Origin of the sequence: Amycolatopsis panacis (genome assembly GCF_003600245.1) — a bacterium.
In the GTDB taxonomy this organism is placed as follows: domain Bacteria; phylum Actinomycetota; class Actinomycetes; order Mycobacteriales; family Pseudonocardiaceae; genus Amycolatopsis; species Amycolatopsis sulphurea.
This window is the reverse complement of record NZ_QZFV01000101.1, coordinates 17,034-30,205: the sequence shown is the minus strand read 5'-3', so window position 1 is coordinate 30,205 and position 13,172 is coordinate 17,034. Positions and strand designations below refer to the sequence as shown.

10 protein-coding genes are annotated in these 13,172 nt (G+C 69.8%); 5 read left to right on the top strand and 5 right to left on the bottom strand.

Annotation, left to right across the window (positions count from 1 at the left end):
- Positions 1–134 precede the first annotated feature (134 nt).
- Positions 135–1,001 carry a mycofactocin-coupled SDR family oxidoreductase gene (locus D5S19_RS21760; RefSeq protein ID WP_120025244.1) on the bottom strand — a complete coding sequence of 289 codons (867 nt, stop codon included), beginning with the start codon at positions 999–1,001 and terminating at the stop codon, positions 135–137.
- 115 nt (positions 1,002–1,116) lie between these two features.
- Between D5S19_RS21760 and D5S19_RS21755 the strand changes: the two genes are divergently transcribed.
- Positions 1,117–2,067 (top strand): zinc-binding dehydrogenase, encoded by a 951-nt coding sequence (locus tag D5S19_RS21755; protein ID WP_120025212.1) that lies wholly within the window; start codon positions 1,117–1,119, stop codon positions 2,065–2,067.
- 15 nt (positions 2,068–2,082) lie between these two features.
- The gene (locus tag D5S19_RS21750; protein ID WP_199730618.1) at positions 2,083–2,997 is read left to right on the top strand and encodes an alpha/beta fold hydrolase; all 915 of its coding nucleotides are present in this window, start codon (positions 2,083–2,085) and stop codon (positions 2,995–2,997) included.
- A gap of 30 nt (positions 2,998–3,027) precedes the next feature.
- On the opposite strand, the gene D5S19_RS21745 is transcribed toward D5S19_RS21750, so the two are convergent.
- Genes D5S19_RS21745 through D5S19_RS21735 form a run of 3 tightly spaced genes read right to left on the bottom strand, consistent with a single transcriptional unit; the run spans position 3,028 to position 6,528 of the window.
- Positions 3,028–3,738: a GntR family transcriptional regulator gene (locus tag D5S19_RS21745; protein ID WP_120025211.1), complete on the bottom strand. Its 711-nt coding sequence runs from the start codon at positions 3,736–3,738 to the stop codon at positions 3,028–3,030.
- Positions 3,739–3,793: 55 nt separating this feature from the next.
- A complete protein-coding gene (locus tag D5S19_RS21740; protein ID WP_120025210.1) occupies positions 3,794–4,735 on the bottom strand; it encodes a dihydrodipicolinate synthase family protein in 942 nt (313 codons plus the stop codon).
- Positions 4,732–6,528: a gamma-glutamyltransferase family protein gene (locus D5S19_RS21735; RefSeq protein WP_120025209.1), complete on the bottom strand. Its 1,797-nt coding sequence runs from the start codon at positions 6,526–6,528 to the stop codon at positions 4,732–4,734. The genes D5S19_RS21740 and D5S19_RS21735 overlap by 4 nt, the downstream gene beginning before the upstream one ends.
- 85 nt (positions 6,529–6,613) lie before the next feature.
- Here D5S19_RS21735 and D5S19_RS21730 point away from each other — a divergent pair, with 85 nt between their 5' ends.
- Both D5S19_RS21730 and D5S19_RS21725 read left to right on the top strand, forming a co-directional pair.
- A complete protein-coding gene (locus D5S19_RS21730) occupies positions 6,614–7,036 on the top strand; it encodes a cupin domain-containing protein (protein ID WP_120025208.1) in 423 nt (140 codons plus the stop codon).
- 9 nt (positions 7,037–7,045) lie between these two features.
- Positions 7,046–8,623 (top strand): long-chain-fatty-acid--CoA ligase, encoded by a 1,578-nt coding sequence (locus D5S19_RS21725; protein WP_120025207.1) that lies wholly within the window; start codon positions 7,046–7,048, stop codon positions 8,621–8,623.
- Positions 8,624–8,662: 39 nt separating this feature from the next.
- On the opposite strand, the gene D5S19_RS21720 is transcribed toward D5S19_RS21725, so the two are convergent.
- Positions 8,663–9,844: an AfsR/SARP family transcriptional regulator gene (locus D5S19_RS21720; RefSeq protein ID WP_158605598.1), complete on the bottom strand. Its 1,182-nt coding sequence runs from the start codon at positions 9,842–9,844 to the stop codon at positions 8,663–8,665.
- A gap of 744 nt (positions 9,845–10,588) precedes the next feature.
- Here D5S19_RS21720 and lanKC point away from each other — a divergent pair.
- Positions 10,589–13,171, top strand: coding sequence for a class III lanthionine synthetase LanKC (gene lanKC / locus D5S19_RS21715; protein WP_120025205.1), 2,583 nt, complete (start codon positions 10,589–10,591; stop codon positions 13,169–13,171).
- The last annotated feature ends 1 nt before the right edge of the window (position 13,172 follow it).

Below are 13,172 nucleotides of genomic sequence, written 5' to 3'. Positions count from 1 at the left end.
GCACAACGCTCGGCTGGGGCACCCCCAGCCGAGCGTCTCGCCAGGCACTTGGCCGGCAACGGCAAACCACTTGTTGTCGTGCGACACCGCGAATCCGCCACTACACGAGCGGACCCGCACCGCCGCCCACCGGATCAGTCGCGGACCGGCCACGGGTTGAAGCCCGGAAGGACGAGGTGACCGGCGTCGACCGGCAACTGGATGCCGGTGACGTAATCCGCGTCGTCCGAGCACAGCCAGACCGCGGCGCGAGCCTGCGCGCTCGGCGGGATCACGCCGGTGTTGCGCATGGCGGTCCACTGGTGGACGGCTTCGAGGTAGTCCTCGCGGGTACCGTCCGGCTTGCCGCTGGTCCTGGTCCAGCCGGCCTGGTGGTCGTTGATCTTGGTGTCGGTGGTGCTCGGCAGCAGCGCGTTGACCCGGACGCCGAGCGACGCGAGTTCCAGCGCCGCCGTGCGCATGATGCCGATGACGCCGTGTTTGGCCGTGACATAGGCGACGCTGAAGGGCACGGCCTCGACGGCGAGGTTCGACGACGTGACCACGATGGCGCCACCCCCACCGTGGGCCAGGATGTGCGGGACGACCGCCTTCAGCGAGCGCCAGACACCTTCGAGGCAGACGCCGATCTGGTTGTTCCACGACTCGTCGGAGGTCTCCCACACCGGCGAGGAGGACCAGTCGTAGATGCCGGCGTTCGCGACCAGGTAGTCGATCCGGCCGAGTTCGGCGACCGCGCCGGCCGCGGCGGCGTCGAGGTCGCGCTGGCTGCGCACGTCGCCCACGAACGACACGCAGCGACGCCCCAGCCCTTCGACCAGGGCGCGGGTCTCGGCCAGGTCCTCCTTGGTCGCCAGCGAATACGGAAGGCCGGCGATGTCCTCGGCGATGTCCAGGATCGCGACATCGGCCCCGCGGCGGGCGAACTCCAGGGCGATCTCCCGCCCCTGCCCACGACCCCCGCCGGTGACGAACGCGACCTTACCGTCGAACGAGCTCATGATCTTCCCTTCGACCATATCGGATGCAAGATCTTCTGATGGAATCCTACTGCATGATAGCGTGCAATAAGTCTATTTTTGAATGCAATCCACGAGGAAGATGAGGTTGTAGCCCATGCGCGCCATCATCGTCGACAGCAAGGGCCCCGAGCGGCTTCGGCTGGCCGAGGTGCCCGAACCCGTCCCCGCCCCCCACGAAGCGCTCGTGCGCGTCTCGGCGGCGTCCCTGAACTACGGCGAGGTGGTCCACGCCCACGGCCGCCAGGACAACGGCCTGCCGCCCCTACCGGACGGCTTGGTGCTCGGTGCGGACGCCGCGGGGGTCGTGGTGCAGGCAGCCGCCGACGGCAGCGGACCCGCCGCCGGCACGCCGGTGGTCTCGATGGGCGCGTCGGGAGGCTGGGCCGAACTGCGTGCCGTATCCACCGCCACCCTGGGCGTCGCGCCGGCGGACGCCGATCCCGGTGCCTTGAGCACGATTCCCGTTGCCGGGATGAGCGCACTGCGCGGTCTCAAGCGCATCGGCAACATCCTGGGCAAGCGGATCCTGGTGACGGGCGCCTCCGGCGGAGTGGGCCGGTACGCGATCCAGCTCGCCCGGATCGCCGGAGCGGAGGTCGTGGCCTCGGCCCGCAGCCTCGATCGGCATGGCGCGGACCTGCGGGCCCTGGGCGCCACCGAGCTGGTCGGCTCGCCCGCTGAGATCTCGACGACCGTCGACGGTGTGCTCGACCAGGTCGGCGGCCAGCAGCTTGTCGACGCGTTCCGGGCGCTGGCCCCGCATGGAACGCTCGTCTCGGTCGGCCACTCCTCCGGCGAGCCGGAGACCTTTCCGTTCGGCGCCCTGTTCGGCGACGCGGGGCGGCACGACCGTGCGATCGTGTCCTTCTTCCTGGGCGCTCAGAGCGACTTCGAAGCCGACCTGACCTGGCTCGCCGCCCAAGTGGGTGCGGGCACACTGGATCCGGGGATCGTGTGGCGGGACGACTGGGCGAACGCCTCGGAGGCGTTCACCGCGCTGCTGGATCGCCGGCTGGGCGGCAAGGCCGTCATCGAGATCCGCTGAGCCAGGGAGGCAACCGTGTCCACACGCGATCAGCCCGAGCTGCCCGATCCCGTCCGCATGCGCACCAACGGAATCGAGCTGTCCGTTCACCTTGCCGGGGCCGGGCCTGTCGTGGTCCTGGCCCACGGATTCCCGGACCTTGCCTACTCGTGGCGGCATCAGGTGCCCGCACTGGTCGCGGCCGGCTACCGCGTCGTGGTGCCGGACATGCGCGGGTACGGCGCCAGTGACCGGCCCGCTGCCGTCGCCGGCTACGACGCCGAGACGGTGGGCGCCGACCTGATCGGGCTCCTGGATGTCCTCGGCGTCGACCGCGCGGCGTTCATCGGCCACGACTGGGGCGCGAACAGTGTCTGGCCCCTCGCGTTCACCCGGCCCGACCGCGTCCGAGGCATCGCGGGACTCAGCGTTCCCTACCTCCCGGCGGCACCGGTCTCGCCGCTGGACATCCTGCGCAACCGTCTCGGCGAGGACTTCTACATGGTCCGATTCCAGCCGGTCGGTCCTCCTGAGGACCGCTTGGCGAAGGACGTGCGTGCGACCCTGCTCGCGATCCTGTCCGACCGCGATCCCTTCGCCGAGGTCGACAGCTCGGTGTTGCCACCGTGGCTGAGCCCTCAGGAGCTGAGCCGGTACACCGCCGCGTTCGAGCGGACCGGTTTCGGCGCGGGCCTGAACTACTACCGCAACATGGAGCGGAACTGGGCGGCCGCGGCCGGCCGAAGCGGGACCACCACCGCCGTCCCCGCACTGTTCGCGACCGGGGACCGGGACGCCGTGGCGGCCTTCATGCCCTCGGCCCGGATGTCGGAGGTCTTCCTCGACCTGCGAACCACGACAGTCGCCGGGGCGGGGCATTGGGTCCATCAGCAGGCACCCGACGTCGTCAACCCACTCCTGCTGGAGTTTCTCGGCGGCCTGCCGCAGTAAGGCGAGCCGGGTGGCCGCCGGAAGCGGTGGCTACCCGGCGTCGCCGCCGCCGGCGTTCCGCTCGACCCAGCGGGCGGTGGCGTCGATCGAGAACTTGATGTGCTTGACCATCTCGACGCGGGCCAGCTCGGCGTCCTGGGCGATGATCGCGTCGGCGATCGCCTGGTGCTGGGACAGGTTGCGGGCGATCAGCCGCGAGTTGCCGGCGTAGGCGCCGAACGACAGGTTGTGCGGAAGCTTGCGCCGCAGATCGCGGATGGTGGCCGCCAGGTGCGGGTTCCCGGCCGACTCCATGATGACCGAGTGGAATCGCTCGTTCGCCACCACCCAGGCTTTCGCCTGCTGTTCGGTCGGCTCGTCGAGAGTCGTCCGGAACGACTGCCAGGAGTCGGTCATCTCGGCCAGCTGCTCGTCGTCCATCCGGTCGCAGGCCAGCGTCGCCGCCAGGCCCTCGAGTTCGGCCCGTACCTCGCCGATCTCGCGGATGTCCTGGCTGGACTGCCCGTTGACCCGGGCACCCCGGTTGGCGTCGATGGTGACGATGCCCTGGGCCGCCAGGATCCGCAGCGCCTCGCGCACCGGGGTGCGGCTGATCCCGAACTCCTCGGCGATCGCACCGTGCCGGAGCCAGCTCCCGATGGCGATCTCACCGGAGAGGATCTTGCGCTGCAGCCGGCTGACCACCTGGTCGCTGAGCGACTCCGGCTCCGGGCGGGCGCTCTCGTCGGCGCGGTCGATCATCGTGGTTCGCCCTCCCATCGGACCAGGTGCCCTGGACCATAGCGCATCCAATACTTCACAAGACTGATGCTCCCACCGAAGTCGGCAATGCAACCAGGGCAAGCTCGGACGCAACGAGCCTCTCGTGTGCCTGGAGCAGTGGGTCGAGCCAGACGTCGTAGGGCCGCGTCGGCGCACGTACCGCCGCATGGGCGAACAACCCCTGACGTCGCAAGCCCTCCTTGCGCACGGCGATGCTGGTGCCCTGCTGGACCTCGAACCCGATCGACGAGGCGATCGCGTTGATCATCCGGCGCGCCAGCTCAGGCCGGCCGGCCGCGTAGTGGTCGAGCGCGGCCCCTACCACCTCGGGCCGCGTGACGCCGCAGGCCGCGACGGTCGCGCCCTGCTCCAGGTCGTCGACAAGGCTCAAGCCGCCCAGACCCGAGATACACCGGGCCGAGGGCAGGCGCTGCCGGAGACGGCGGATCCGCGCGAACGTCGGCGGTGCCTCGCACTTGACGGCCGCGACGAAGTCCAGGCCGTCCAGAGCGTCCGCCAGGGCGTCAACCCCGATCGCGACCCCCGACCACGCGGGATAATCCTGAACGACGATCGGCAGATCTCCGGCCTGGCGGTGCACGTCGATCACGCGGCGGCGCAGCTCGGCCGGGTCCGGCGTGTCGACCGGCACCATGAGCCCGGCCGGCGCACGGTCGGTACAGGAAACCAGCTCAGGCACGACACGCCGCCGCGTGTCCACGTCGAGCGCGAGCGCCGAGGCGTACACCGGTAGGTCCGTGCTGGCCGTCACGGTCGCCAGCACCTGTTGCTGCTCCGGAATCGAGAGCGTTTGGGGCTCTGCGATGATGCCGAGCGCGACAAGCCCGTGACAGCCGCGATCGGCCATCGCCCGCGCATAGCGGGCGAGGCTGTCGTGATCCACCCGGCCGGAGTCCTCGTCGAAGGGCGTCGCGAGCATCGCCCACAGCTCGAGAGGTTCGGTCTGCGCGGTCATCGGCCCACCGCATAGCCTTGCGCCCCACGGGGATTCGCCGCGGCGGCCAGGAGGCCGGTCCGGTGATCGCGCCGTGCCGAGGACAGGCGGCCCAGTTTCCAATCACCGGCCCGGGTCAGCCGGTGTCCCCGGTCTTCGAGCGCCGCGAGCACCCCGGCCCCGAGCCGGTCCTCGACGACCAGCCCGCCGGGTTCCCAGGTGCGTGGCCAGAAACTGCCCGGAAAGCTGGTCGTGTGGAACATCGGCAGCTCGATCGCGTGCTGCTCGCCGAGCCCGGCCGCCAGGACACGCAACAGGAACACGAGTTGCCATTGGTCCTGCTGGTCGCCCCCGGGCGTGCCGAGCGCGATCAGGCCGTCGTCCGACACGACCGTGGTGGGGCTGAGCGTCGTGCGCGGGCGGCAGCCCGGTCGCAAGGCGGACGGGCTGGACGGGTCGAGCCGCATCATCTGCAGCCGTGTGCCCAGGCAGAACCCCAGCTCGGGAATCGTGGGCGACGACTGGAGCCAGCCTCCGGAAGGCGTCGCGGAGACTGCGTTGCCGAAGCGGTCGATGACGTCCACATGGCACGTGTCGCCGCGCATGTCGCCCGCGACGCGGACCGTCGGCTCCCCCGCGGACTCACCGAGATCGCCGGACGGCAGGCGCAGGGGCGGGCGATAGGGCTCGCGCAGGGCGGGCGCACGACCCGGGCGGAACTCGACGGACGCGGTCTCGGTGATCAGGTCACGACGCCTCTTGCCGTACTCGGCCGACAGCAGGTGCTGGAGTTCGGGCTCGGTCAAGTCGTCCCCGTAATAGACCTCGCGGTCGGCGGCGGCGAGCTTCAGTGCCTCGGCAACCAGGTGGATGCCGCGCTCACTGACCAAGTCCAGCTCGTCGTCGCAGTAGCCCTCAAGGATCCGCAGGCTCTGCAGCAGCATCGGTCCCTGGCTCCACGCGCCCGCCTTGTGCACGACGTGCTCGCGGAACTCGATCGAGACGCTCGGTTCGAGATGCGCCTCGAACGTCGCCATGTCCTGGCCGGTGAGCACGCCGAAGTGATCGCCACCGGTCGAGTGCAAGTGCCGCGTGGTGCGGACGAAGCGGTCGACCGCTTCAGCGACGAAGCCGGCACCCCAGGCGCGACGCGCCGCGTCGATTCTGGCCTCGCGAGATCGGCCTGACGCGGCGGCACGCGCCTCCTCCACGAGCCGCCGCAGAGTCCGGCCATACGCGGCGTTGCCGACCGGCTCGCCGGGCGAAGGGGGCCTGCCACGATCGAGCCACTGATCGGCCGAAGTCGGCCAGGAGCCGGTGAACAGCGTCGCGACCGATGCGATCACACCCGCGGCGTTCGCGAGTAGCGGGTGTCCCCGTTCGGCGTAGTGGATCGCGTAGGCCAGCACGTCGTCGAGCTCCCACGTCCCGTAGTCGCGCAACAGCAGCAGCCATGCGTCGACCGCACCGGGCACCGCGGCCGCGAGCGCGCCGGAGCCCGGGATCTCGTCCAGGCCCTCGGCCCGGAAGTGCCCGATCGTCGCGGATGCCGGAGTGGGGCCTTGCCCGCACAGCACCAGTGGTTCGGCTCCGGCACGGGTCACCATCGCGACCAAGTCGCCGCCAGGCCCGTTGAGATGAGGCTCGACGATGTGCAGCACGAAACCGGCCGCCACCGCGGCATCGAAGGCGTTGCCGCCCCGTTCGAGCACCGACTGTGCCGACGCGGAGGCCACCCAGTGCGTCGAGGCACTCACCCCGAAGGACCCGGTGACGAGCGGGCGGGCCAATTCCAGCGGCCAGAAACTGGTCATGTCGTCCTTCTTGCATTGAATTTGCACCGATATGGATGCAATACTAGCTGCTATGCCATCCTCCCGGGAAGGAGTTCCCAGTCCGATGTCCGAATCCACCCCTGATCAGAAGTTCCCCACCGCCCCCGGTGACGAACTGGTCTTCGAGAACGACCGGGTGCGCGTCTGGTCGATGACCCTGGCGGCGAACGGCGGGATCTACGACTTCCACCAGCACGAACACGACCACGTGATCCTGTGGCCCGACGCCGGCCGCGCGGAGGCGATGCAGTACGGCGACGACGACTGGACGATCTCGCAGGTCGCCGAGCGGGGATTCACCATGTTCAAGACCGTCGGCAGCGGCGGCCCGATGGTGCCCCACCGGATCCGCAATCTCGAGGACCACCCGGTGACGCACTACATCATCGAGCTGATCAGCGAACCGTCGCCCAGCCCCGTGACCCTGCCCACCGAGTCCAACGGGCGTGGGCACACCACCAACCCCGGCATGTCGGTCGGATCGTAGCCGCGGCCGATGACCTTCAACCTGGCGACCATCCTGCGCGAGTCGGCTGCCGCGACCCCGGACCAGCCGCTGCTGCACACCAGCCGGTCGACGATCACCTACGCCGAGGTCGACCGGCGTTCCGCCCGGGTGGCGGCCGCGCTCCGGGCCCGCGGCCTGAAGACCGGTCACACGGTCGCGGTGATGCTGGGCAACACCCCGGAGTTCGTCGTGTCCTATTTCGGGATCCTCCGTGCGGGCCTGACGATGATGCCGCTGAACCCGCAGCTGACCGTGCGCGAAATCGCCTACCACCTCCGCGACAGCGGAGCCCGGCTCGTCATCACCTCCGACACCGGCCTGACCGCGGTGCGGCAGGCGGTGGACGAGGTCGGCCCCATCCCGATTTACGCGGTGTCCGACGGGGCGCTGCCGGAAGGAAGCGTCCCGTTCGCATCACTCGAGCAATTCGAGCCCACGGCGGACATTCACCCCACAGCGTCGGACGACACCGCTGTACTGCTTTACACGAGCGGCACGACCGGCGAGCCGAAGGGCGCCGAACTCACCCACTTCCAGCTGTACATGAACTGCTCGGTCGGCGGCGCGCTCATGGGGTTCACCCCGCAGGACGTGACGACCTCCGTGCTCCCGCTGTTCCATGTCTTCGGCCTGTCGGCCCTGCTGAACGCCACCGTCAGGTACGGCGCGAGCACGATTCTCATCGAGCGCTTCGCACCCGAGGAGGTGCTCGGGGCGCTCGACCGCCACGGAGCCACGGTCTTCGCCGGCGTCCCGACGATGTTCTCCGCCCTGCTCCACGCCAGTGACGGCCGGCGCGGCCTCGGCCGCGTCCGCACCGCGATCTCCGGTGGCGCCTCGATGCCCGCAGAGGTCATCCGCAGCTTCGAGGCGGCGTTCCCGGGGACGACGGTGCTCGAAGGGTACGGGCTGTCCGAAACCGCCAGCACCACGACGTTCAACGTCAGCCCGGCCGAGCGCCGGTTCGGCTCGATCGGCCGGCCGATCTGGGGCGTCGAAGTCGCCATCGTCGACCAGGATGACCACCCGATCGGCCCCGGACCTGACCACGTGGGCGAAATCGTCGTCCGCGGCCACAATGTGATGAAGGGCTACTACCGCCGCCCGGAGGCGACGGCCTCGGCGGTCCGCGAGGGGTGGTTCCACACCGGTGATCTCGGGTACCGGGACGCGGACGGCTACTTCTACGTGGTGGACCGGCTCAAGGACTTGATCATCCGAGGCGGGTACAACGTCTACCCCCGCGAGATCGAGGAGGTTCTGTACGAGATCCCCGGTGTGGCACAAGCCGCCGTGGTCGGCCGGGCCGACGCTCGCCTGGGCGAGGAGATCGTCGCCTTCGTGGCCGCCGCCCCCGGCGTATCACTCGACGCCACCGCGGTGCAGCAGCACTGCCGCGAACGCCTCGCGGCCTACAAATGCCCTCGGCAGATCCGGCTCCTGAAGTCGCTGCCGCTGGGCGCGACGGGCAAGATCCTCAAGCGCAAGCTCCGCGAACGGGAAAACGGTACCGGGGAATCAGCAATGGCAGATGACGGCGGCCGGGAATCGCACTCCGGGCTGTGAAGGGACCCTTCACGGACGCAGAGGCTGTGAAGGGTCCCTTCACAGCCTTTCACCCGTCGCCCAGGCCGAGGGTCGGAAAGCGGGCATCGTGCGGGGCTCGACGCCGATTTCGGTCATGTAGCGGCGGTAGATGTCGTGGCGGCGGCGGGCTTCGCCGATGCGGCCGGCGGTGAGCAGCACCTTGATCAGATTGAGGTGCGCCTGCTCGTCGTAGGGGTCGTCCGCGAACAGGCGCAGGGTGTGGCGGACGACCTCGTCGACGTCGCCGCAGGTCTGGCAGTGCTGGATCAGTGCGCGCAGGACCGCCTGGTGCAAGGCGCGCAGTTCTTCGACGGTGTGCTGTGCCCAATCGGCATAGGGGTCGTCTTCGAGGAAGTCGCCGGTGTAGAGGCCGGCGGCGCGGTACATGCGGTCCACGGCGTCGGGGCGGCCACGGCGGTGTGCCTCGATCGCGCGGGCGGCGGTCTTGCGGAACTGCGCGACGTCGATGCTCACCAGGTTCGCGTCCAGCCAGACCGACGTGCCGTCGGTGAGCAACGGCTGCGGGCCGTCCTTGAACGGCTGCAGGACCTGGCGCACGGTGCTGAGCAGCACCGAAAGCCGGTTGCTGGATTTGCCGGGATCGACGTCGGGCCACAGCATTTCCATCAGCTGGTCCCGGGAGACGGGGCGGCTGCGCGACACCAGGATCTTCACCAGGTCACGCGCTTTCCGCGACTGCCATGCCGTCCGGGGCACGGCCGTCCCGTTCCGGGTCACGCGGAAGATGCCCAACGCGTGGATCTCGACGGTGCGCGGTGCTTCGGTGGGCGCGTGCCGCCAGTGCACGCCGGGTTCGACGGACGGATCGAGGCCGCGTGCGCGCATCATGGCCGTCGCCTCGTCGAGGGCGAGGCCGGGCATGGCGACGATCGCCGCGTCCGGGCCGGCGGTGCTGCCGTCGTGGCCGGTTCCCTGCCAGGGCTCGACGGCTCCGTGCAGCACGCACGAGCCGGCCACGCCGCTGCGCTCGGACGATCGGGGGAAAACCGGCCGCCACGGCTGGACCTGCCACGGAAGGTCCTGGCATGAAAGGATGATGCCGCGCAGCCCGGTCAGCGTCCGGGTCGCGCGGGGCCCCGCCGGAAGGCTGTGTGCGCGGGGAAGGCTGTGCCCGCGGGAAAAGCCGTGCGAGCGCGAAGCGTGCCGCGTGAACGGGCTCGGCTCCCGGCAGACGTCCACGGCTGAGATCGGGTGCTTCGGCACGGCAGGGTGCGGCCTCCGGAGTTGCGGCAAGGTACCTCCGTCGTCGTGGAACCGAATCCGTGCGGGCAGCTCGCTGTTGCCGGACGTGACCGCACACGCCCGCCAGCCCAGCTCGGCACTGAGCCCAGTCTGCCCGATTGTCGCGCGGTGCGGCTGCTCGCCGTCTGCCCGCGCCCGCGATACCCGGTTCGGCCGCGGATTCTCGGGCCGGCGCTCGGGTAACGCTCTTCGCACCGTACCGGAGTGTCCGCCGGCCATCGGTTCAGCACCCTGCCCGGCGCGCAGATTCGCGTGGCTGCCATGATCGCGGGCCGGACGTATGCCGTAAGCGCATGGTTTCGCGGGCATCGGCCGGAACCGGGCGGGGAATGCTCACATGGGTGGCCGCCCGGAAAGCATCGGCAACCGCCATCACGGTGAAAACCCGGCGCCGATCCACCGCTTCGCGAGGCGAACCGGCGAAGCCACGAGTACGCCGAAAACTCATGCGCGTCCTCCCCCGAGTAAGTGCCGGATCCGTCACCCTCCAGTCGCGGAAAACGGTCATCTGTTACGACGGCCGCCGAAGTTGCTCCGGTCGGGGGACGTGCTCCGGATGGAGCAGCGCGGCCCCGGTGAGCACGCCGCCGAATGCCTTTAAGACAACACTAAGCCTGCCGGAACGCTCATTCCATAACCTTCGCCCCGTCCACGAGATGCAGCCCGAAGAGATGGGACCGGATGACGGTGAACGACGAGGCGAGCTATGAGGTCTATTGCCTTGCCGACCGGCTGTTCTACGACCAGCCGTCCCGTCACGCCGGCGAGAACACCGACTTCGCGGTCACCGCACGGACGACTCCGCAGGACTGGGCGCACGAGCCGAGCGACACCTGGATGTACTACGCGCCCCACGGTGCGGTGGTGCCGACCCAGGGCTGGAAGATCCACGTCTCCTCCCGGCTGGCGGACGCCGAACGGGTGCTTGACACCGTGTGGGACTTCTGCATGAAGAACCGCATCCCCTTCAAGTTCCTGCGCAGCAGGAATGTCGCGGTGGTGTTCAACGCCAAATCGGCATTCCGTGGCTCCAGCGGGAAACTGGTGACCATCTACCCGTTTTCCGACGCCCAGTTCGAGGCTGTGCTCGCCGAGCTGGACGACCTGCTCCGCGGCGTCGCCGGCCCTTATATCCTCAGTGATCTTCGCTACAGTGACGGACCGCTGTATGTGCGGTATGGCGGTTTCACCGAGCGTTTCTGCGTGTCGGACAATGGTGAGCGCGTGCTCGCCATCGAGGATGCCGAAGGCGTGCTGGTGCCCGATGTGCGCGGCCCGACGTTCGCGCTCCCGCCGTGGATTTCGCTGCCGTCCTTCCTGGAGCCGCATTTCGCCGCCCGCGCGGCAGTGACGACCACGGATCTGCCTTACACGATCGAAAGCGCGATGCAGTTCTCCAATGGCGGCGGGGTCTACCTCGGCCGGGAGAATCGCAGTGGCGACCGCGTCGTGCTCAAGGAGGGCAGGCCGTACGCGGGCCTCGACGTCACCGGCCGCGACGCGGTGACTCGGATCGGGCACGAGCGCGAGATGCTGACTCGCCTCGCCGGGCTCGACGTGGTGCCCGCGGTGCTCGGCTACTTCGAGCTGGGCGGCCACCACTTCCTCGTCGAAGAGTTCGTCGACGGCAACCCGTTGCAGCGCCTCCTGGTGCACCGCTACCCGCTGACCCACCCCGACCCGGGGCCGGCCGAGCTGGCCGAGTACGTCGAGTGGGCGCTGGGCATTCTGGCCAAGGTCTCCGCCGCCGTCGACGCGCTGCACGGCCGTGGCGTCGTGTTCGGCGATCTGCATCCGGAGAACATCCTGGTCACGGCGGACGGCCGGCTGGTGCTGATCGACTTCGAGGTCGCCACCCTGGTCGCCGACGAGGCCCGCTCGTCGCTGGCGCATCCGGCGTTCTCCGCGCCCGCCGACCGGGCCGGCATAGAGGTGGACCGGTACGCGCTCGCCTGCATGTGCCTGGGCATGTTCGCTCCGCAGGCCACGATCACCACGCGGTTCGACTCCGGAAAGGCACGGCAGATCGCGGCCTACGCGGCCGAGGTCTTCCCGCTGCCGCCCGGCGCGCTGGACGACGCCGTGCGCACGATCGAGGGCTCGGCGCCGGCGCCGTCCCGGATGTCCGGACTTCCGCTGCCCGGAGTGTCCACTTGGGACGAAGTGCGGACCGCGCTGCGGACCGCGATCCTCGCCTCCGCCACGCCCGACCGCGACGATCGCCTGTTCCCCGGCGACATCGCGCAGTTCTCCCCCGGCGGCGGGATCAGCCTCGCCCACGGCGCGTCCGGCGTGCTGTACGCCCTCGCTGCCACGGGTGCGGGAAGCTTCCCCGAACACGAGGACTGGCTGCGCAAGCACGCCCTGACCCCGGCCGAGGGCATCACCACCGGCTTCTACAATGGACTTCACGGCGTCGCGTACGCCCTGGCCGAGCTGGGTCATCGCCCCGACGCGCTGAGAATCGTCGAGCGCTGTCTCGCGATGCCGGTGGACGCCACCGAACTCGGCCTGCACGGCGGGCTGGCCGGCATTGGGCTCAACCTCCTGCACTTCCGGGACGAACTCGGCATCGAGCCCGCGCTGACGGTCGTGGACCGGGTCGCCGAACGGCTCGGCGGCGTGACCGACGTGCCCGAGATCAGCGGGGGCGACCATCCCCGGGCCGGGCTCATGTTCGGTTCGGCCGGGCCGGCGCTGCTGTTCCTGCACGCCTATGAACAGACCGGCGATCAAGGGCTGCTCGATCGCGCGGAGATCGCGCTGCGCCAGGACCTTCGGCGGTGCGTCCGCGCCGAGGACGGCACCGCGCAGGTCGACCAGGGCTGGCGGACGCTGCCCTACCTGGACGAGGGTTCGGCCGGGATCGCCTTGGTGCTACAGCGCTACCTGCACCACCGGCCGGACGACCAGCTCGCCGAAATGCTGACCGGACTGCGCGCGGTGACCCGGAGTTCCTACTACGTGCAGCCCGGCCTCTACACCGGCCGGGCCGGGATGCTCCTGGCCGCCGAACCGTCCGCAGTGGACACCCTGGTGCGCGGGCTGAGCTGGCACGCGGTGCCCTGCGCCGACGGCCTGGCCTTCCCCGGCGACCAGTTGCTGCGCCTGTCCATGGACTTCGCCACCGGAACGGCGGGCGTGCTGTTCGCGCTCGGCTCGGTGCTGCACGGCGAACCCGTGCGGCTCCCGTTCCTGGCCGACCCCAAGAACCCGGATGCCACTGGGCATTCGTCAAGTAACGAGCACCTGAAGGAGGTGTAAG